General features: G+C 66.5%; 18 protein-coding genes. 8 read left to right on the top strand and 10 right to left on the bottom strand.

Going from position 1 to position 19,268, the window contains the following annotated elements:
* The first annotated feature begins 140 nt into the window (after positions 1 to 140).
* The 3 genes from BLV49_RS00535 to BLV49_RS00545 all read left to right on the top strand — a co-directional run bounded on the left by BLV49_RS00535 (position 141) and on the right by BLV49_RS00545 (position 4,202).
* Positions 141 to 1,880 carry a glycoside hydrolase family 3 protein gene (locus tag BLV49_RS00535; RefSeq protein ID WP_091178801.1) on the top strand — a complete coding sequence of 580 codons (1,740 nt, stop codon included), beginning with the start codon at positions 141 to 143 and terminating at the stop codon, positions 1,878 to 1,880.
* Between the two features lie 144 nt (positions 1,881 to 2,024).
* Positions 2,025 to 3,476, top strand: a complete 1,452-nt coding sequence (gene gnd, locus BLV49_RS00540) for an NADP-dependent phosphogluconate dehydrogenase (RefSeq protein WP_091178803.1) — start codon at positions 2,025 to 2,027, stop codon at positions 3,474 to 3,476.
* Between the two features lie 132 nt (positions 3,477 to 3,608).
* On the top strand, positions 3,609 to 4,202 hold the full coding sequence (locus BLV49_RS00545; protein ID WP_091178806.1) for an NADPH-dependent FMN reductase: 594 nt from the start codon (positions 3,609 to 3,611) through the stop codon (positions 4,200 to 4,202).
* An 8-nt stretch (positions 4,203 to 4,210) separates the two neighbouring features.
* Here the strand turns inward: BLV49_RS00545 and BLV49_RS00550 are convergent, their stop codons facing one another.
* Genes BLV49_RS00550 through BLV49_RS17100 form a run of 3 tightly spaced genes read right to left on the bottom strand, consistent with a single transcriptional unit; the run spans position 4,211 to position 7,301 of the window.
* On the bottom strand, positions 4,211 to 4,942 hold the full coding sequence (locus BLV49_RS00550; protein WP_091178808.1) for an IclR family transcriptional regulator: 732 nt from the start codon (positions 4,940 to 4,942) through the stop codon (positions 4,211 to 4,213).
* On the bottom strand, positions 4,942 to 6,513 hold the full coding sequence (locus BLV49_RS00555) for an N-acyl-D-amino-acid deacylase family protein (protein ID WP_091178810.1): 1,572 nt from the start codon (positions 6,511 to 6,513) through the stop codon (positions 4,942 to 4,944). Before BLV49_RS00555 ends, BLV49_RS00550 begins: the two co-directional genes overlap by 1 nt.
* 20 nt (positions 6,514 to 6,533) lie before the next feature.
* Positions 6,534 to 7,301, bottom strand: a complete 768-nt coding sequence (locus BLV49_RS17100) for a type III PLP-dependent enzyme domain-containing protein (protein ID WP_245723480.1) — start codon at positions 7,299 to 7,301, stop codon at positions 6,534 to 6,536.
* A gap of 653 nt (positions 7,302 to 7,954) precedes the next feature.
* On the opposite strand from BLV49_RS17100, the gene BLV49_RS00565 reads away from it, so the two are divergent.
* Genes BLV49_RS00565 through BLV49_RS00575 form a run of 3 tightly spaced genes read left to right on the top strand, consistent with a single transcriptional unit; the run spans position 7,955 to position 9,880 of the window.
* Positions 7,955 to 8,863 carry a sugar kinase gene (locus BLV49_RS00565; protein WP_091178812.1) on the top strand — a complete coding sequence of 303 codons (909 nt, stop codon included), beginning with the start codon at positions 7,955 to 7,957 and terminating at the stop codon, positions 8,861 to 8,863.
* 1 nt (position 8,864) lies between these two features.
* On the top strand, positions 8,865 to 9,470 hold the full coding sequence (locus BLV49_RS00570; RefSeq protein WP_091178814.1) for a bifunctional 4-hydroxy-2-oxoglutarate aldolase/2-dehydro-3-deoxy-phosphogluconate aldolase: 606 nt from the start codon (positions 8,865 to 8,867) through the stop codon (positions 9,468 to 9,470).
* A gap of 2 nt (positions 9,471 to 9,472) precedes the next feature.
* Positions 9,473 to 9,880, top strand: a complete 408-nt coding sequence (locus tag BLV49_RS00575; RefSeq protein ID WP_176980676.1) for a rhodanese-like domain-containing protein — start codon at positions 9,473 to 9,475, stop codon at positions 9,878 to 9,880.
* A 58-nt stretch (positions 9,881 to 9,938) separates the two neighbouring features.
* Here the strand turns inward: BLV49_RS00575 and BLV49_RS00580 are convergent, their stop codons facing one another.
* On the bottom strand, positions 9,939 to 10,325 hold the full coding sequence (locus BLV49_RS00580; RefSeq protein ID WP_091178818.1) for a RidA family protein: 387 nt from the start codon (positions 10,323 to 10,325) through the stop codon (positions 9,939 to 9,941).
* A gap of 59 nt (positions 10,326 to 10,384) precedes the next feature.
* Complete coding sequence (locus tag BLV49_RS00585; RefSeq protein WP_245723481.1) at positions 10,385 to 11,722, bottom strand: MFS transporter; 1,338 nt, start codon at positions 11,720 to 11,722, stop codon at positions 10,385 to 10,387.
* Positions 11,723 to 11,924: 202 nt separating this feature from the next.
* Here BLV49_RS00585 and BLV49_RS00590 point away from each other — a divergent pair, with 202 nt between their 5' ends.
* Positions 11,925 to 12,641, top strand: a complete 717-nt coding sequence (locus tag BLV49_RS00590) for a helix-turn-helix transcriptional regulator (protein ID WP_091178820.1) — start codon at positions 11,925 to 11,927, stop codon at positions 12,639 to 12,641.
* 224 nt (positions 12,642 to 12,865) lie between these two features.
* Here BLV49_RS00590 and BLV49_RS00595 read toward each other — a convergent pair whose 3' ends face one another.
* The 3 genes from BLV49_RS00595 to BLV49_RS00605 form a co-directional block, all read right to left on the bottom strand.
* On the bottom strand, positions 12,866 to 14,281 hold the full coding sequence (locus BLV49_RS00595) for an MFS transporter (RefSeq protein WP_091178822.1): 1,416 nt from the start codon (positions 14,279 to 14,281) through the stop codon (positions 12,866 to 12,868).
* Between the two features lie 135 nt (positions 14,282 to 14,416).
* Positions 14,417 to 15,229 carry an IclR family transcriptional regulator gene (locus BLV49_RS00600; RefSeq protein ID WP_218132575.1) on the bottom strand — a complete coding sequence of 271 codons (813 nt, stop codon included), beginning with the start codon at positions 15,227 to 15,229 and terminating at the stop codon, positions 14,417 to 14,419.
* A gap of 14 nt (positions 15,230 to 15,243) precedes the next feature.
* On the bottom strand, positions 15,244 to 16,290 hold the full coding sequence (locus BLV49_RS00605; protein WP_091178825.1) for a D-2-hydroxyacid dehydrogenase: 1,047 nt from the start codon (positions 16,288 to 16,290) through the stop codon (positions 15,244 to 15,246).
* A gap of 189 nt (positions 16,291 to 16,479) precedes the next feature.
* On the opposite strand from BLV49_RS00605, the gene BLV49_RS00610 reads away from it, so the two are divergent.
* Positions 16,480 to 16,755 carry a hypothetical protein gene (locus BLV49_RS00610; RefSeq protein ID WP_091178827.1) on the top strand — a complete coding sequence of 92 codons (276 nt, stop codon included), beginning with the start codon at positions 16,480 to 16,482 and terminating at the stop codon, positions 16,753 to 16,755.
* A gap of 68 nt (positions 16,756 to 16,823) precedes the next feature.
* On the opposite strand, the gene BLV49_RS00615 is transcribed toward BLV49_RS00610, so the two are convergent.
* Positions 16,824 to 17,801, bottom strand: a complete 978-nt coding sequence (locus tag BLV49_RS00615; RefSeq protein WP_091178828.1) for a ribose-phosphate diphosphokinase — start codon at positions 17,799 to 17,801, stop codon at positions 16,824 to 16,826.
* Between the two features lie 36 nt (positions 17,802 to 17,837).
* Complete coding sequence (glmU, locus tag BLV49_RS00620; protein ID WP_091178830.1) at positions 17,838 to 19,268, bottom strand: bifunctional UDP-N-acetylglucosamine diphosphorylase/glucosamine-1-phosphate N-acetyltransferase GlmU; 1,431 nt, start codon at positions 19,266 to 19,268, stop codon at positions 17,838 to 17,840.

Raw genomic sequence — 19,268 nt, forward strand, 5'->3', positions numbered from 1 at the left:
GCCAAACCGCGCAATGGTCACCTTCTCGGAGGAGGCGAGCCTGCGGCGAACCGCTTTCCGGCACATGGCAACCGGTTGACAAAAGGGTGTCTCGCGGCACAGAATGGCCAGACGACTCCCCGACTGCACAAGGATGTACCATGGTCGATCTTTCCCGCGCTCCCTTCTCCCTCGACGATGCAGCGATCGCGTGGGTGAACGACACGATCGCGTCGATGACTCTCGACGAGAAGCTCGGTCAGCTGTTCATCAACCTCAACGTCTCGTTCGACGAGGCCTATCTCGACAGGATCGTCTCCGGGTACCACGTCGGCGGCATCCGTTTCATGGGGGCTCCCTCCCCTGCCGTGCAGGAGCACATCCGCTATGCCCAGTCGAAGGCGAAGATCCCGCTGCTCGTCGCGTCGAACCCCGAGATGGGCGGCGCCGGAAGCATCGACGACGGCACCCTCGTGACGACGCATCTCGGCGCGGGCTCGAGTCCCGACCCCGACGACGCCTACCGCCTCGGCTACGTGGGCGGCCGCGAGACCGAGGCGCTCGGCTGCAACTGGGCGTTCGCGCCCATCGTCGACATCCACCGCAACTGGCGCAACACCGTCATCGGCACGCGTTCCTTCGGCAACACGGCCGACATCGTGATCGAGCGCGCGAAGCGGTACTTCGACGGGCTCAGCGAGTCGCACACGGCCGCCGCGATGAAGCACTTCCCCGGCGACGGCGTCGACGAGCGCGACCAGCACGTCGTCACGACGTACAACACGCTCGGCTACGACGAGTGGAACGAGACCTACGGCACGGTCTACCGCGCGCTCATCGAGCACGGCGTGCAGTCGATAATGATCGGCCACATCGGCGCGCCCGAGCTGTCGAAGCACTTCCGGCCCGAGATGACGGATGCTGAGATCCTGCCCGCGACGCTCGCCCCCGAGCTGGTGCAGGACCTGCTGCGCGGCGAGCTCGGCTTCAATGGCCTCATCCTCACCGACGCCTCCATGATGGTCGGCATGACGCAGGCGATGAAGCGCAGCGACGCCGTTCCCGCCGCGATCGCGGCGGGCTGCGACATGTTCCTGTTCTTCCGCAACCCGGACGAGGACCTCCGCTACGTGCGTGAGGGCTACGAGAACGGCGTCATCACGCCCGAACGCCTCGAGGAGGCCCTGCAGCGCATCCTCGGCCTCAAGGCCTCGCTCGGCCTGCACGTGATGGAACCGGAGAGCCTCGTTCCCGGACGCGAGGCGCTCGAGGTGATCGGCAGCGACGAGCACCGCGCCATCGCGGCATCCGTCTCCGACAACGCCGTCGCGCTCATCAAGGACACCGAGGGCAACCTGCCGCTGCGGCCCGAAACGCACAAGCGCATCCGCCTGTACGGCATCACCGGGCAGTCGGACTTCACGGGCACCGACCCGAGCGGCTATCTCGACATCGCACGCGAGGAGCTCGAGCGCGCGGGCTTCGAGGTGCACGTGTTCAAGAACGCGCTGCAGCGCCAGGCCGAGGGCGAAGAGAACGTCTACTTCCACACCGTCATGGGCGACGAGGCGAACGAGGCATACCCCGAGAAGTACGATGCCGCGATAATCTTCGCGAACGTCGCGGGCTTCGCGCAGGAGGCGACAGTGCGCATCCGCTGGTCCACGCCGATGGCGGCCGAGATCCCGTGGTACGTCACCGAGGTGCCGACCGTGTTCGTGTCGCTGTTCCAGCCGAACCACCTCGTCGACGTGCCGATGGTCAAGACGCTCGTGCACGCCCACGCGCCGAGCCGCGAGGCGATCCACGCTGCCGTCGAGAAGATCACCGGCGCCTCCGCGTTCACCGGCACGTTCAACGAGAACGTGTGGTGCGGCGACATCTGGGGCACGCGGCTCTAGCCGACATGTGGGCGCGGGCGCATTCGCACTTTGCTAGCGTTGAGCACGGACCCGCCCCACATCGGGAACTCCCCCTCTGACTTCCGCACCACCCCTGCGCGCAGCTTTCACGCACCTTTCCGCATCGACAAACGAGGAGATCTCATGGCGGATTCCACAAAGGCCAATATCGGTGTCATCGGGATGGCGGTGATGGGCTCGAACCTGGCCCGCAATCTCGCCAGCCGCGAGGGCAACACCGTCGCCATCTACAACCGCTCCCCCGAGAAGACCCGCACGGTCGTTCAGGAGTTCCCCGACGCCGGCTTCATCGCGTCCGAGTCCATCGAGGACTTCGTCGACTCGCTCTCGAAGCCGCGCACCGCGATCATCATGGTCAAGGCGGGCAAGGGAACGGATGCTGTGATCGAGCAGCTCACGGAGCACTTCGAGCCCGGCGACATCATCGTCGACGGCGGCAACGCCCTGTTCACCGACACCATCCGACGCGAGAAGGCCGTGCGCGAGACCGGCATCAACTTCGTCGGCGCCGGAATCTCCGGCGGCGAGGAGGGCGCGCTCAAGGGACCGAGCATCATGCCCGGCGGCTCCGCCGAGGCGTGGGAGACGCTCGGCCCGATCCTGAAGTCGATCGCCGCGGTCGCCGAGGGCGAGCCGTGCGTGACGCACGTGGGCACCGACGGCGCCGGTCACTTCGTCAAGATGATCCACAACGGCATCGAGTACGCCGACATGCAGCTGATCGCCGAGGCCTACGACCTCATCCGCCGCGGCACCGGGAAGACTCCGGCCGAGATCGCCGACATCTTCGCCGAGTGGAACACCGGCGAGCTCGAGTCCTACCTGATCGAGATCACCGCCGAAGTGCTGCGCCAGGTCGACGCGAAGACCGGCAAGCCCCTGGTCGACGTGATCCTCGACCAGGCCGGCGCGAAGGGCACCGGAGCATGGACGGTGCAGACCGCCCTCGACCTCGGCATCCCCGTCTCCGGCATCGCCGAGGCCGTGTTCGCCCGGTCGCTGTCCTCCAAGCCGAAGCAGCGCGAAGCAGCATCCGACCTGCCCGGCCCGACCGGCACCTGGAGCGTCGACGACGCCGACGCGTTCGTCGAGGACGTTCGCCAGGCGCTCTACGCCTCGAAGATCATCGCGTACTCCCAGGGCTTCGACGAGATCGTCGCAGGCGCCGAAGAGTACGGGTGGGACATCAAGAAGGGCGAGATCGCGAAGATCTGGCGCGGTGGCTGCATCATCCGCGCCCAGTTCCTCAACCGCATCACCGAGGCCTACGAACAGGACCCCGGCCTGGTCGCGCTCGTGACCGCGCCGTACTTCACCGACGCCGTCTCCCACGCGCAGGACTCGTGGCGCCGCGTCGTGGTCGCCGCCGCGCAGGCCGGCATCCCCGCGCCCGCGTTCTCCTCATCGCTGTCGTACTACGACGGCCTGCGCGCCGACCGGCTCCCCGCCGCGCTCGTGCAGGGCCAGCGCGACTTCTTCGGCGCGCACACCTACAAGCGCACCGACACCGACGGCACCTTCCACACCCTGTGGTCCGGCGACCGCACCGAAGTCGAAGCCACCGACACCCACTGAGCCTCGCGCTCGTCGACGGTGCCCTGCGGATTCTCTCCGCAGGGCACCGTCGTTTCACGCGAGGCGTGACAGGCGCGACGAACAGGAGGATCGTAGATCGTGTCCCTGTCCGCAGACGCCAAGGAGGGCACCATGGCACAGATCATCGAGCACGAACCGCCCTACACCGTCGGGTACTTCGTCGGCTCCCTCGCGAAGAACTCGATAAACAGACGACTCTCGACGGCGCTCGTCAAGCTCGCGCCGCCTGAGCTGCAGATGAGCGAGATCTCGTTCTCGGATCTTCCGCTGTACAGCTGGGACTATGACGAGGACTACCCGCAGGTCGCGCGCGACTTCAAGGCGAGCATCGCTGAGAAGGACGCCGTTCTGTTCATCACTCCCGAGTACAACCGCTCCATCCCCGGCGCCCTGAAGAACGCGATCGACTGGGCCTCGCGGCCCTACGGGCAGAACGCGTTCTCACGCAAGCCGTCCGCGGTCATCGGCGCGTCCGCCGGCGCGATCGGCACCGCGCTCGCTCAGCAGAGTCTTCGCGCGGTGCTGTCGTTCTGCAACTCGCCGCAGCTGAGCGCCCCGGAGGCGTACATCCACATGACGCCGGACCTCATCACCGATGACGGCGAGGTCACGAACGAGTCCACGGAGGCGTTCCTGCGCGGCTACATGGACGAGTTCAGCGCGCACATCCAGCGCGTGCTGACGGTGGTGCCGCAGCAGCGCTGACGCGGGGCTCACCCGAGCGCGCGGGCGATCTGCGCGGCGGTGCGCTGCATGAGCGGGAGCCGGGCCGTGAGGGTCTCGAGGTCTTGCACCATGCGGATCGCCGTCACCGACAGGGCTCCCACCACCCCTGCGCGCGTGATGATCGGCACGGCGACGCAATTGACGAAGTCCTCGAACTCACCGTCGTCGACAGCGAAGCCCTGCTCGGCGATGTCGTCGAGTTCCGCGTCGAGCTTCGAGCGCGTCGTTATCGTGTTCTCGGTGTACTTCTTCCAGTCGGTCGCGGCAAGAATCGCGTCCCGCTGCGGCCGGTCGAGGTTCGCGAGAATCGCCTTGCCGACGCCGCTGCAGTGCGGGCGCACGGGAGCGCCGATGCGCGAGTACATGCGAACGCCGTTCGCGTCTTCGACCTTGTCGACGTAGACGATGGAGCTCTCCATGAGCGCCGCGAGATGCACCGTGTTCCCGACGGACTTGTGCAGCCGCCGCAGCGGGCCGGCCGCGACCTCGCGCAAGTCGATGCTCTCGAGCGAGGTCTGGGCGAGCGCGACGAGGTGGAAGCCGAGGGCGTACGTGCCGTCGCGGCGACGGCGCGCGTAGCCGACCTCTTCGAGCGCCTGGAGCTCGCGGAACATCGTCGAGCGGTGCAGATCGAACTCGTCCGCGAGCCGCGCGATGGACTTCGGTTCGGCCGCGATCGAGTCGATGATGCGCGCGGCACGCTTCACGCTCTGCGACATTACGCGTCCCCCGTCTTCTCGCGGCGAAGGCCGCGGCCCGGCAGGGCGGGCCGGAGTTCGCCGTGCGCAAGCACGGGCACTCCCCCGACGAGGACGTCGTCGATGCCGACGGATTCGCCAAGGGGCGCGGCGTACGTCGCCGTGTCGGCAACGGTGTCGGGGTCCACGACGATGACATCAGCGACCCAGCCGGGCGCGAGCCGCCCACGGCGTCCGAGGCTGAAGCGCTCGGCCGGCAGCGCCGACAAGTGGCGCACCGCGTCCGGCCACGACCAGGTCCGCCTGTCGCGCACGTACTCACGCAAGTACCGAGCGAACGTTCCTCGGGCGCGCGGGTGCGGGTGCGCGCCGATGAAGATGCCGTCGGATCCGCCGATGTGGCCGGGGTGGACCAAGATGCGCGCAAGCTCTGAAACGGGCCGTTCGTAGCGCACCGCCATGACGGCGTTGGCCCGCAGCCGCGACGCGGCGAGCACATCCAGTGAGAAGGTGATGGCATCCGTCCCCGCGCGCTCAGCACCCTCGGCGATCGTGAGGCCGTGCGCCCACGCGTACTCGGGAGCGGCGATGTGCGCGAGAGTGATCATGCTGGGCCACTCCGGCCCGAGGCTCGCCTTGCGGTCGACTTCGGGGAACCAGTCGCGGCGCAGACGTTCGCGCTCGGCAGCGGAGCCGAGCACGCTCATGACCTTGTCGACGGGTCGCGCCGACAGCTCGGGCGGCAGCAGCGGCATCGCGAGCAGTGTGCAGCCCCGCGTGTACGGGTAGGCGTCGAAGGTAGCGTCGACGCCCGCGCGCGCGAGGGCATCGAGCTGGCCGAGCACGATGTGCGCCTCGGCATGGAAGTGGGATACGTGGACACGAGAGCCGGATGCCACGGCGATAGCGGCGATCTCGGTGATGCCCTCTGCCGAGTTCGCCTCGTACCCGCCGCGCATGTGGCTCACATAGACGCCGCCCGCTCGGGCGACGGGAACGCACAGCGCCGCGATCTCCTCCGCGTCGGCGAAGATGCCCGGAACGTAGTCGAGCCCGGTCGACAGGCCGACGGCCCCCGCGGCCATCCCTTCCTCGACGAGGTCGCCCATTGCCGCGCGCTCGGCTGGAGCAGCCGCCGTGGTCGACCTCCCGCAGACCTCCCAGCGCACCGTGCCGCCGGGTATCAGGTACGCGGCGTTGACGCGTGACGCGCCGTCGACCGCGGCGAGGTACGCGGCGACGCCGCCTCCCGTGTAGCTCGGGTGCGGGCCGTTGATCGCCGCGAAGTACTCGCCGGCATATGAGCCGTCTCCCGGTGCGTAAGAGACGCCGTCCTGGCCGGCGATGATGCTCGTCACACCCTGCCGGAGCAGCGCCCGCTGCACGTCGGAATCGGCCAGCAGGCCATCGGCGTGCGAGTGCGCGTCGACGAATCCCGGCAGCACGTAGCGGCCTGAGCAGTCGATGACCCTATCGTCCTCCCGGGGCGGACTGTCGTCGACCGCGACGATGTGCTCGCCCTCGATGACGACGTTCGCGGTTCTCAGCTCGTCGCTGTTGACGACGGTCCCGCCCCGCAACACGGTTCGCATGCGCTGCCCTTCTCCGCCGATCAGAAGAACGTCCGGACGAGGTCGATGACCCTGTCAGAGTCGCGCGAGCGCACGACGGGCAGATAGTGCCACTTGTCGAACGCCGTGCACGGGTGGGAGAGCCCGAGCGTCACGACATCGCCGATGGCGACGTCATGGTTGCCGAGCCGCAGGTAGCTGTGCTGGTCGTTCATGGCCGAGACATTCGCGTCGTCGAGCGGCGACCCGGCGTCACCGATGTCGCGGGCTGTCGCACGCGGGATCGGCAGGCCCTCGTCGAACGGGAAGTCGCGCTTGCCTCCGTCGAGGAGCGCGAGGCCTGGCTCGGGGTGCGACACCACGCGTGCCAGTCCGTGCATCGCCGGACGCAGCGGTCTCTCGACGTTCACTCCGGCCTCGTCGAGCGGTGAGATGCCGCGGTAGAAGCCGTCGTCGTGGGTGATGTAGGCGCCCGAGCGGAGCGTCCATCGCGTGCCCGAATCGTTCTTCATCGCGTCGGCGTACACCTCGGCGACGATGTCGAAGTAGGCGCTGCCGCCGGCGGTGACATAGATCGCGTCGCCATCGTAGAGATCCCCGAGGGCGCTGTGCAGCGCGACCTGGCCCTCGAGATAGGTGCGCACGGCATCGATCGAGTGCGGCGACCGATCGTGGCCGAGGCTGCCTTCGTAGCCGGCCACGCCGGCCAGGCGCAGGACCTCGGATGCCGCGAGGCGACGCGCGACAGCGATCGCGGCCTCGATCGAGCGCGCGCCGGTTCGGCCCCCGCGGCGCCGAGCTCGACGCACACGTCGACGGGTCGCGGAAGCTCGACGCGAGCGAGCGCCGCCTCCATGACGTCGACAGTCTCGACCGAGTCCGCCCAGCAGACGAACTCCAAAGCGGGGTCGGCGAGTTCCCCCGCGAGATACCGCAGCGAGCGTTCATCGACCGCGGAGTTTGCGAGCATGATCGAGCTCAGCCCGAACGATCGCGCCGTGCGCACTTGCCCCATCGTCGCGAGAGTGATGCCACGACAGCCGGCATCGAGCTGCTTCTGCCACAGCGCGGGGGCCATCGTCGTCTTGCCGTGCGGCATGAGCTCGAGGCCGCGCTGCTTCGCCCAGTCGCCCATGACCTCGATGTTGCTGTGCGTCGCCTCGGCGTCGAGAACGATGAGCGGTGTCCAGAACTCGCGAAGTCGCGGCTCGCTCTCGAGGAATTCGCGCACCCTGAGCCCGAAGGCGCGCGCCGGCAGTCCCTTGTCTCGTTCGGACAGTCTCTCGTCGGCGAGCTCATCAAGGCGAAGCGACCTCATCGGCATCCTTCCGTCGGCTGTGCACCTTCTGCACGCGTGAATCCACCCAACGGTAGCCCCGCCTGGGCGGCACGCGCAAACCTTCGTTGTGCATTATTTGCAACGTCAATTGCAGCTCTCGCACAGCGCGGGCATAGTGGGCGCATGATGTCCGAGGCTCTTCCCCGCGTGATCACGATCGGCGAGACCATGGTTCTCGTCACCCCGGCCTTCGCCGAACCGCTCGGCACGGCGGCGGATTTCCATCTCGACGCGGGCGGCGCAGAGTCGAACGTCGCGTCTCATCTCGCGCACCTCGGCGTGCCCAGCGCGTGGGTGAGCGCGGTCGGCGCAGACGCTCTCGGCGACCGGCTTCGGGCGACGATCGAGAGCCGCGGCGTCGACGTGCGCTGGGTCACCTCCGATCCCGAAGCGCCGACAGGCGTGTACTTCAAAGACCCGGGACGAGGAGTGCTGTACTACCGGCGCGGTTCCGCGGCCTCTCGCATGGGGCCGGCCTCGATCTCGCACGTGCCGCTCGAATCGGCCGACATCGTGCATGTCACGGGAATCACGCCCGCACTCTCGTCGAGCTGCTCGGCGCTCCTCGACACCGTTCGCGATCGCGTCGCCGACAGCGACGCCCTGCTGAGCTTCGACGTCAACCACCGCTCCGCCTTGTGGGCGGAGGGCGCAGCAGCGCCCGTACTCCGCTCGTTCGCCCGCTTGTGCGACATCGTCTTCGTCGGCCTCGACGAAGCGCAGACGCTGTGGGGCTGCGAGACCGCTGACGACGTCCGCGCTCTCCTGCCCGAACCCGACCGGCTGATCGTCAAGGACGGCGACGTCGGCGCGACCGAGTTCCACGGGACCGAGCGTGTTGTCGTTCCCGCGATCCCTACCGAGGTCATCGAGGCGGTCGGTGCGGGAGACGCGTTCGCCGCGGGCTACCTCGCTGCGACTCTCCAGGGCGCCTCGGCATCCGATCGTCTGCTCGCCGGCCACAACCAGGCACGGCTCGTGCTCGCTTCGACGAGCGACTTCCTCACTGAACCCCGCATACAGAAGGGCTGACATGGCCGAAAATTCCGAATACGACGAGATCTTCGGCTCCGCGCCGCTGATGGCGATTCTGCGCGGCATGGGTGTCGAGCGCAGCCTCGCTGTGGCGACGGCCGCGTGGGACCTCGGCATCGACGTCGTCGAGCTGCCCATCCAGACGCCAGAGGACGTCGAGGCCCTGCGCGTCGTGTCCGAGGCGGGCCGTTCGCGCGGCAAGCGGATCGGCGCCGGCACTGTCGTGAGCCGTGAGCACGTCGAGCAGGCGGCGGAGGCGGGAGCCGAGTTCACGGTCAGCCCCGGTTTCGACATCGACGTCGTGCGAGCCTCGAGCGTGGCGGGACTGCCGCCGCTTCCCGGTGTCGCGACGCCGACCGAGGTTCAGATCGCGATGGGCGAAGGACTCACGTGGCTCAAGGCGTTTCCTGCGTCGCTGCTTGGCACGAGCTGGTTCGGCGCGATGCGTGGACCGTTCCCGGGAGTGCGCTTCGTCGCGACGGGCGGCATGGACGCCTCGAACGCGGCGGACTTCCTCGATGCCGGCGTGCGCGTGGTCGCTGTCGGCTCCGCTCTCGAAGACGAGTCGCAGCTGCCGCTTCTCGCGCAGCTGCTGGGGCGCTGAGCGTGGCGACCCCGGCCGAGCGCCTCGCCTTCGTCGAGGCGCGACTCGCCTACGAGATCGACGTGGTCGCAGCGTTCCAGGCCCAGGCCGAGGGCTCGGCCGTGATCGTCGACACGCGCAAAGCGCGGTCGTGGGACAACGGGCACGTGACCGGCGCACTGCATCTTCCCTCAAGCGCGCTCGACGGCGACCTTGAGTTCCTTCCGCGCGAGCGCACGCTCGTCGTGTACGGCTGGGGTCCCGGCTGCAATGGCGCCGCGCACACGGCTCGCGTGCTGCTCGAGCGCGGCTTTGATGTGCGCGAGATGATCGGCGGCTTCGAGTACTGGGCGCGCAACGGCTTTCCCGTCGAGGACGCGAACGGCGATGCGACGCGGCCAGCCGACCCGCTCGTGACTGCCGAGGGCTGACGGGACCGACGGAAATGGCGGATGCTGCGAGCGCAGCATCCGCCATTTCCGTCTTCGCCTACTTGCCCTCGGGAATAGCCGCTACGGCGTCGATCTCGACGAGGATGTTCGCGAGCTGCGATCCGACGGTCGTGCGCACGGGGTACGGCTCGCTGAAGAACTCCTTGTACGCCTCGTTGAACTCGGTGAAGTCAGCGAGGTCAGCGAGGTGCACTGTCGTCTTCACGCAGTCGTCGAGCGTGAGCCCCCGCTCGGCGAGGGCGGACTGCACGTTGCGGAGCACCTGACGGGTCTGGTCCCCGACGCTCTCGGCCACGGCGTTGCCGTTTGCGGCGTCCTGGGGTCCGAAGCCGGCCGTGTAGACGAAGCCGTTCGCCTCGACCGCCTGGCTGTACGGTCCCGCAGGCTGCGGGGCGCTCGTGGTGTGGAATGCCTTCTTCGACATGGTGTTCTCCTTATGTTTCGTTCGGATCGTGCGAGTAGAGGGTCGGATGCCGCGAGCGGTCAGCCCAGCTCGTGCAGGCGACCGGCGTTCTCGACGTCGGGCCGCACCTTCGCGTAGGCGGTGGCGATGACTCCCGCGAGCGCGATGACGGCGGCGTAGACGATGACGGGCCAAATGCTACCCGCCCACGCGACGAGCGCCGCGCAGATGAGCGGGGCGAACCCGCCGCCGAGGGTGTTCGAGAACTGGTAGCCGACGTTGACGCCCGTCGTGCGCGCTTCGACGTCGAACATCGCGGTGAGCAGCGTCTGCAGGGTGCCCTGCATGGCGACGCCCGGGATGACGAAGCCGACGATCATGCCGAGCCAGATGAGAATGGCGGTTCCGCCGCTGAACAGCGCGAAGGCCGGGTACAGAAGCACGGCGAATGCGATGCACGCCAGGATGTAGAACCGGCGTCGGCCGACCTTGTCGGAGATGTGACCCCAGAACGGCGCCATGCCGATCTGCAGGAAGCCGACGATCATCGTGCCGATGAACCCGATCTCGGGATCGACGCCGTTGTTGACCATGTGCGCGAGGCCGAAGGTGAGAACGACGTAGCCCGCGATGCTCTGCGGCAGGCCGATGAAGATGCCGAGGACGAGGTTCTTGGGATGCCGCAGCGCCTCCATGATGGGGTTCTTGCGCTTGACTGCGCCGAGCTCGATGGTCTTCGTGTAGGTCTTGAATTCCTCGGACTCCTCGAGCTTGCGACGCAGGACGACGGCGACGATCGTGAGCACCGCGGCGAACAGGAACGGGATGCGCCAGCCCCATGTCATGAAGAACGAGTCGGATCCCGCGCCGAGAATCGACATCAGGCCGGCCGAGAACACGTTGGCAACGCCGGCGCCCGTGATGAGGAGGGCGCCGAACAGTCCCCGGCGTCCCGGCGGCGCGTATTCGACGACGATCGTCGCCGCGGGTCCCATCTCACCGCCGACGAACAGTCCCTGCGCCATGCGCAGAATCACGAGCAGGATCGGGGCCGCGAGACCGATGGATGCCGCCGAGGGGATGAGCCCCATGAGCGTGGTGCAGATTCCCATGCCGATCACGGTGATCATGAGGGACCGTTTGCGGCCGAAGCGGTCGCCGACGTAGCCGAAGACGATTCCGCCGATCGGGCGCAGCAGGAAGCCGACGGCGAAGCTCGCGAATGAGGCGAGCATTCCGGTCACCGGGTCATCGCCGGGGAAGAAGACGGCGGGGAACACGACAGCGGCGCCGAGACCGAAGAGGTAGTAGTCGTAGTACTCCATCATGGTACCGATGGCGCCACCGGCAATGGTCCGGCGATCCTTGGGCGGAATCGCACGCAGCCCGCGAGTCGGCTGCATCGTTGAGTTGGCCATGAGAGCTTCCTTACTCTTTGTATGATCCGGGGTCGTCACGCCCCACTCGGTCCGCTGCTCTCCCTCAGCAATAGCCGGGCAAAGAGCGAATCTGGCGGGGTTCACGTACAGTGGAACGGCGTAGACAAAGTGTTAAGCTAACAACTAGCAAACAGTTTGTCTAGGCCAGAGACAGTCTGTACATCATGACGAGGGAGCGTGCATGTCCGCCAATGCTGAGGCAGTCCTGATCGAGAACGACGAGCGGGCCCGGATCTTCGAGTCCATCGACGCGATTCTCGAGGTTTACGAACCTGCGATGAAGGCGATGGCAGCCGCGGCCGGACCCGGCTGCGAGGTGGTCCTGCATGATCTCTCCGCAGAGGACCCGGACCTCGAGCACACGATCGTCGCTATCGAGAACGGCCACGTCACCGGCCGTGAGGTGGGCGGTCCTTCCAGCAGCCTTGGCGCCGGCGTGATCCACAACCAGGGCGCCGACCACGATGCTTTCGGCTACCGCGGCTTCACGAGCGACGGCCGCCAGCTGCGCTGCTCGTCGATCTACTTCCGGAACCCCGCGGGAAAGATCATCGCCGCCTTGTGCATAAACGTGGACGTGAGCGCACTCCAGCAGGCGAAGGTGCTCCTTGACACGCTGCTCCCCGAGCCGGCGGCCGATGCGCCAGGGCAGCCGAACGAATTCTTCGGACAGGATCTCATGGCCGTCATGGACGCCATGGTCACCGACGCTATCGATTCCGTCGGCAAGCCGGTTGCGCACATGACAAGGGATGATCGTGTCGCGGTGCTGAGGAAGCTCGACCAGCAGGGTGCCCTGCAGATGCGCAAGGGCATGGATCACATCGCGAGCCGCCTCGGAATCTCTCGCGTCACGGCCTATTCATACCTCGACGATGCGCGCACGGAGGGTAACTAGCCCGTAGTCAGAACTTCAGCAGGACCTTCCGCGACGCAGATAGATCTGGAGCAACGTCGAATGCGTCGGCGAAATCCTCCGCCGCGTAGCGCACCAGCACATCGCCGTTCGTGTGGTCCGGGGTCCTCCTAGTGAAGGTCTCCGGCACCAAGAACGATCGCGGCTTCAGGTGAGCGCTGCCGCGCCCTGTTCCTCAGACAACCGTGGTGATGCTGCCGTCAATATCATGCGCGATTCTGCGCTTTGAACTGACGACGCGAGACGGTTGGCAGAGGCCTGCTGCTCAGGTCGTCATAGCTGTCATCGATCGCGTCGGTGACCAAGTCGAGATCGCGTGCGCGAGTTTCCGGGGTCACGATGGTCGCCCACAGCGTGATGCCCGAGAGCACCACGACGTAGCCGGCCAGGGGCCACCAGGAGTTGCTGAACGCAACCAGCAGCAGTGCGCCGATCAGCGGCGCTATGCCGCCCGCGATGACCGCGCTAAACTCTCGCGTGATCGCGACGCCGATGTAGCGCGCGCGGTTCCCGAACAACTCGGGAAGGGCCGCGCATTGCGCGCCAAGCATCACGTTTACGCCGACGCCGTATGTGATCGCGAGAACCGGGATGATGAGCCACATAGAGCCGAGCGACATGAGCCACCACGCGGGAATAGCGAGCACCAGCTGGATGATCGACCCGATGCGGTAGACCCGCATGCGGCCGAACCGGTCGCTCAGTGCACCAGCGATCGGGATCACGAAAACGCCGATCGCAGCGCCGATCGCGATCGCAAGCGGACCTTCCCATTCTTCCGCCGCAACGATCTTCGTGACGTAGCTGACGGCAAGCGTCTGGTAGATGGCCGACCCGCCGTTCTCGGCCATGCGAAGACCGATGCCTCGAACGATGGTGCGCCACGACTTCGTGAAGGAAACGGCGAGCGGGTTGCGCGCCACCTGCTCGTTTTTCTCAAGGTTGATGAAAGCGGGGCTCTCACGCAAACGGAGGCGGATGAAGATCGCAATTGCGATCAGGAGGATCGACGCGAGGAAGGGCAACCTCCACAGCCAGTCGTGCACGATTTGGCGGTCGACGAGACCGAGGAAAAAGAAGACGATCGAGGCGATGATCGTTCCGATCATGATGCCTACAAACGGCAGCGCCGAGAAGTATCCGCGGCGCCGTACCGGAGCGTACTCCGCCATGAGAACAGTTGCGCCCGCCTGCTCCGCTCCCGCGCCGAGGCCCTGGAGGATGCGCAGAACGACCAATAGAATCGGCGCCCAGATCCCGATCTGCTCTCCGGTCGGGAGCACACCGATCAGAGTGGTCGACGCTCCCATTAGCCCGATCGTGGCTATCAGGACACCTTTACGTCCCAGCTTGTCGCCGATCGTACCGAAGATGACGCCACCGAATGGTCGGGCGAAGAAGCCGACAGCATAAGTCGCGAAACCGGCGGCTGTGCCGGCACCTGCGCCTAAGGCCGGAAAGAACAGCTCACCGAAGATGAGTGCGGACGCCAAGCCATAGAGGGCGAAGTCGTAGTACTCGAGCGCGCTTCCGACGCTCGAGGCGAGCGTGGCGCGACGCAGGTTTGCGGCGTATTCAGGATCCGACGAACGCCGATCATCGCGGGAGTTCTCGAGAGCCATGGTGTACCTCCTGCCGGGTGGTCCATCGCCGCGGGAGACAGTGCGTCACCGTTGACAAAGACCGACGAGCGTGAGCAGTGCCGCCCACCGCAGACGACGATAACACTCTGCTGAACTCAGTTCAATATGTTGAACTCAATCACGTGCTGCGTGATCGTGCATTTGCACCTCGGGGGCGAGATTCAGCGGGTTGGACATGCGGCGTCCAACCTCAGCCAAAGCATCAAGGAGTCGCTCCAGCACTTCCTCGGAGAGTTCTGCTTCCAGAACCGACGCACCGAGAGCGATGGGGACCTCTCCGCTTGATTGCGGAGGGACGACGATCGCGAATCCGGCGAGTCCGGGATACACCTCGCCGTGATCGAGGCTGTAGCCGCGCTCTCTTGTGTCGGCTAGCTTCTGGCGCAGCCCCTCAAGCGACGTCGTCGACCGTTCCGTGAAGGCCGGGCGCGACTCCGGAGACGCGAAGCGACGCTCGATCTCTACGTCGGGAAGCGCCGCGAGCAGAGCGTTGCCGACTGCCGTGATCGACGCGGGATAGCGAGAGCCGATTCCCGCAGAGAGTCGGAACGGTGCTCGTCCGACGTGGGTCGCGAGGTAGAGCACGTGCGTACCCTCTAGCACGGCCAGCTGGCAGCGCTCGTGGCGCAGCACATCTGATTCAGCGCAGGCGCGATAGAACTCGAGTACAGGATCGAAGGAGTGAAGAAAGGCTCCCCCGAGCTCGAGCACCCGACGCCCGAGCACGTATCCCGCCTCCGTTCGCCGTATCAGGCCCCCGTCTTCAAGAGCAGCGCAGACGTTGAGTGTGGATGATTTCGCAGCACCCAGTTCTCGGGCGATGACCGTCAGCGAGAGCGGATCGCCTTGCGCATTGCCAAGGAGGTCGAGGATCCGTACCGCACGGGCCACAGCGGGCGCCTTGTCGGCCGACGGTTCAGTTGCCACGCACCCCCCTCCCCTCAGTAGAAGTCCACCGTATCGACACGATTGAGCAGGGGCTTGCCGTCGAGGAAGCGCGTCGCGTTCTCGACGAAGAGTTCGGCGATGCGCCGGTCCTCCGCAACGTTGAGCGCTGCCGTGTGGGGGCTGAGCAGGACGCGGGGGTGATCCCAGAGCGGGCTCTCAGTCGCGAGCGGCTCAACCGCGACGACGTCAAGCGCCGCGAAGGCGACCGTGTCGTTGTCAAGCGCTCGAAGGAGCGCATCTTCATCGATGACCGCACCCCGACCGACATTGGCGACAACGAGCCCTCGCTTCGCCGCGGCGAGGAACTCCTCGCCGACGAGCTTCTCCGTCGCCGACGTACCGGGCAATGCGACAACGACCGCGTCGACCCGGGAGGCGACAGACACGACATCGTCGGGGTGGACGAACTCATCGACGTTATCGACCGCTCGCTCATGCCGGGCTGTGCCGATCACCGTAGCACCAAATGCCTTCAAGAGCCGAGCAACTTCCATTCCGATTCCACCCAGCCCGAGAACCAGAACTGTCTGCTCAGCGAGTTGCGCCATTTCCCATCGCCCACTCCACTCATGAGCGCGCTGCTGCTGCTGCAGTCGCGGCAGCGTCTTCGCGCCTGCGAGAAGCCCAAACAGCGCAAACTCGGCGAGGGGACCGCCGTGCACTCCGGCCGAGGTCGTGAACGCAACCCGAGCGAGCGACTCGGAGTCAAGCTCCGCCGCCTTGACCTGTCCGCCGCCACCGGCCGCCATGACCTGCACCCATCGCAACCCTCGGTTGCGCTCGACTGTCCGTTTGAGTGCTGCTGGGCTCACGTCCGGGATCCCGTACAGGGCGTCGGCGCCGTCGAGAAGCTCCTCAAAGCGGGCCTGCTGCTCGGGAGTGCGCGAGAATGATGGGTCACCGGAGAAGTCGGCAGGATGCCGCATGGGCGGGAGGAGTGACTGATCACGTAGGAGCGTCACGCGCGGTTCTCGCTCTTCGATCAGGTTGCACAGTTCTTCACTCAGCGGCGTCGCAACGGCGACTTTCAGCTGTTCCATTGGGCAGATCCGCTCCTCTGCATCGGTTGTTCTCCCTAGCCTACCGAGTATTCACAATACTGAACAACGTTCTGTATAGTGTCTTTGACCTCCGGCTGCGCACTACGCGCTCCCCCACGTGCACGCAACCCATTGGCCCACGCTCGCGCGTGTCGAAGAATGGTGGGAGGTTCGACAGGTGGAGGAGACATGACGGACAACCAGGAGCGCGCCGTTCACAACGGCGTCCAAGACGAGCCCATCATGGACATGCATGAGGCGAGCGACGATGACAAGATCAGCGGGATCGTGACGCAAGAGCGCCTCGACATGGCAGGAGCGAACGCGGCAGAGATCGAGTACAAGCTCCGGGAGCGGTTCCGGGAGGCCGGGCTCGACGTGGACGACGAGTTCGTCAGCGAGCAGGCGCAAGAGATCTCAGAGTATCCGCTGAGCGGCCACGACACGCAAGAGCCGAACGGCTGAGTCGGTACGCGCGCAAGAAGGAGGCCATGGCAGCCCCGCTGCCATGGCCTCCTTGCGTGGGCGCGGCGTTACGCGGCGCCGTCGAACAGGCTCGTGACCGAGCCGTCTTCGAAGACCTGATTGATGGCTCGGGCGAGAAGCGGCGCGATCGAGAGGATCTCGAGCTTCTCGAACCGCTTCTCCTCGGGCAGCGGCAGGGTGTCGGTGACGACGACCTTGTCGATCGACGACGACTGCAGCAGCTCGACGGCGGGGTCGCTGAACACGGCGTGAGTTGCCGCGACCACGACGCCGGTCGCGCCGTTCGCCTTGAGCGCTTCAGCGGCTTTGACGATCGTGCGTCCCGTGTCGATGAGGTCGTCAACGAGCAGGCACACGCGGCCCTTCACATCACCTACGATCTCGTGCACCGACACCTGGTTCGGCACGAGCGGGTCGCGGCGCTTGTGGATGATCGCGAGAGGCGCGCCTAGCTTGTCGCTCCAGTTGTCGGCGACGCGCACGCGCCCCATATCGGGCGACACGACAGTGAGGTTCGCGGGGTCGAGGCGCTTCTTGAAGTACTCGAGCAGAACAGGCATCGCGAACAAGTGGTCGACCGGCCCGTCGAAGAAGCCCTGGATCTGCGCGGCGTGCAGGTCGACGGACATGATCCGGTCGGCGCCGGCGACCTTGAACAGGTCGGCGACGAGGCGGGCCGAGATCGGCTCGCGGCCGCGGCCCTTCTTGTCCTGACGCGCGTAGGGGTAGAACGGCGCGACGACAGTGATGCGCTTCGCGGAGGCCCGCTTGAGCGCGTCGACCATGATGAGCTGCTCCATGAGCCACTCGTTGATCGGCGTCGAGTGCGACTGGATGACGAAGGCGTCGCAGCCGCGCACGCTCTCGTCGAATCGCGCGTAGATCTCGCCGTTCGCGAAGGTCCTGGCATCCGTCGGGACAAGTTCCGAGCCCAGCTCATCGGCGATCTGCTGTGCGAGCTCCGGGTGCGCGCGCCCGGATACGAGGACGAGCCGCTTCTGCCCCGAGATCTTAATACCGGACACAACCCCTGCTTTCTGTCGTTGTTTCGACGTGCATCGTTACTCTGCCGGCGCCGCCGCGTCCGCTGCGTCGGCGGCCGCTGAGCCCGGACGGTTGGCCTTGACCCAGCCGTCCATGTTCCGCTGCGGTGCGACGCTGATGCCAAGGGCACCCGCAGGAATGTTCTTCCGCACCACTGTTCCGGCGCCCGTGTATGCGCCGTCACCAATTGTAATCGGCGCAACAAACACGTTGTGCGAGCCGGTCCGCACGTGCGAGCCGATCGTCGAGGCGTGCTTGTTGACGCCGTCGTAGTTGGCGAAGATCGTTCCGGCGCCGATATTCGACTGGATGCCGATCTCGGCGTCGCCGACGTACGACAGGTGCGGAACCTTCGATCCCGCGCCGATTCGCGCGTTCTTCGTCTCGACGAACGTACCGATCTTGCCGTCCTCGCCGAGGTAGGTTCCGGGGCGCAAGTAGGAGAAGGGGCCGACGGAGGCGCTTGCGCCGATCACCGCGAGAGTGGCGTCGGTGCGCTTCACGACAGCGTGCTCGCCGACTTCGCAGTCCACGAGGGTCGTGTCGGGACCGATCTCTGCGCCGGATTCGATGACACTCGCGCCGAGGATCTGTGTGCCGGGCTTGATCGTGACGTCCGGGGCGAGCCGCGCCTTCACATCGATCCACGTCGTCGCCGGGTCCTGAACGGTAACGCCCTCCCGCTGCCAGCCCTGCACGATGAGGCTGTTCAGACGGGCCGCCGCGACGCTCAGCTGCACGCGGTCGTTGACGCCTTCCACGACCCACGGCTGCGAGACGGGGATTGCGGCCACGTGTGCGTCGTCGGCGCGGAGCAGGCCGATCACGTCGGTGATGTACTTCTCGCCCTGCGCGTTGGCCGTGGTGAGCTTCGGAAGCTGGTCACGCAGGGCCTGGCGGGTGAACAGGTAGACGCCTGCGTTGATCTCGGTGATCGCGAGTTCGGCGTCGGCGGCATCCTTCTGCTCGACGATGCGGTCGAGCAGACCGTCGGCTTGGCGCACTATGCGGCCGTAGCCGTGCGCGTCCTCGAGAACCGCCGACAGCAGTGTCGCGGCAGCGGCCTTCTCTCTGTGCCGCTCGATGAGCTGGGAGAGGGTGCCCGAGTCGAGAAGCGGAACGTCGCCGTTGACGACGAGAACATCGCCGTCGAAGTCGCCGGGAAGCGCGTCCACAGCCTGCTCGACAGCGCGGCCGGTGCCGGGGACCTCGTCCTGGTCGACGATCTCGCTCTGCGGCAGCTCCGCCTCGATCACGTCGACGAGGCGGTCACGTTCGTGTCGCACGACCGTGATCACGTGCGCGGCGTCGAGCGCTCGAGCGGTGGCGAGAACGTGGCCGATCATCGGCACTCCCCCGAGAGGATGGAGCAGCTTCGGCAACGAGGACTTCATGCGCGTCCCCTGTCCTGCGGCGAGAATGACGACGGCCAGCCTGTTATCGCTCAT

The sequence above is a fragment of the Paramicrobacterium humi genome, assembly GCF_900105715.1.
Lineage (GTDB): Bacteria > Actinomycetota > Actinomycetes > Actinomycetales > Microbacteriaceae > Paramicrobacterium > Paramicrobacterium humi.

What these genes read in the sequence shown, in the direction of transcription:
- BLV49_RS00555 (WP_091178810.1), bottom strand. Translation starts at nt 6,513, where the DNA reads ATGCGAACCGTGTTGCGGGGCGGGACCGTCGTCAACAGCGACGAGCTG.
- BLV49_RS00570 (WP_091178814.1), top strand. Translation starts at nt 8,865, where the DNA reads ATGGCCGAAAATTCCGAATACGACGAGATCTTCGGCTCCGCGCCGCTG.
- BLV49_RS00610 (WP_091178827.1), top strand. Translation starts at nt 16,480, where the DNA reads ATGACGGACAACCAGGAGCGCGCCGTTCACAACGGCGTCCAAGACGAG.
- BLV49_RS00545 (WP_091178806.1), top strand. Translation starts at nt 3,609, where the DNA reads ATGGCACAGATCATCGAGCACGAACCGCCCTACACCGTCGGGTACTTC.
- gnd (WP_091178803.1), top strand. Translation starts at nt 2,025, where the DNA reads ATGGCGGATTCCACAAAGGCCAATATCGGTGTCATCGGGATGGCGGTG.
- BLV49_RS00565 (WP_091178812.1), top strand. Translation starts at nt 7,955, where the DNA reads ATGATGTCCGAGGCTCTTCCCCGCGTGATCACGATCGGCGAGACCATG.
- BLV49_RS00585 (WP_245723481.1), bottom strand. Translation starts at nt 11,722, where the DNA reads ATGGCCAACTCAACGATGCAGCCGACTCGCGGGCTGCGTGCGATTCCG.
- BLV49_RS00535 (WP_091178801.1), top strand. Translation starts at nt 141, where the DNA reads ATGGTCGATCTTTCCCGCGCTCCCTTCTCCCTCGACGATGCAGCGATC.
- BLV49_RS00550 (WP_091178808.1), bottom strand. Translation starts at nt 4,942, where the DNA reads ATGTCGCAGAGCGTGAAGCGTGCCGCGCGCATCATCGACTCGATCGCG.
- BLV49_RS00580 (WP_091178818.1), bottom strand. Translation starts at nt 10,325, where the DNA reads ATGTCGAAGAAGGCATTCCACACCACGAGCGCCCCGCAGCCTGCGGGA.
- BLV49_RS00605 (WP_091178825.1), bottom strand. Translation starts at nt 16,290, where the DNA reads ATGGAACAGCTGAAAGTCGCCGTTGCGACGCCGCTGAGTGAAGAACTG.
- BLV49_RS00595 (WP_091178822.1), bottom strand. Translation starts at nt 14,281, where the DNA reads ATGGCTCTCGAGAACTCCCGCGATGATCGGCGTTCGTCGGATCCTGAA.
- glmU (WP_091178830.1), bottom strand. Translation starts at nt 19,268, where the DNA reads ATGAGCGATAACAGGCTGGCCGTCGTCATTCTCGCCGCAGGACAGGGG.
- BLV49_RS00590 (WP_091178820.1), top strand. Translation starts at nt 11,925, where the DNA reads ATGTCCGCCAATGCTGAGGCAGTCCTGATCGAGAACGACGAGCGGGCC.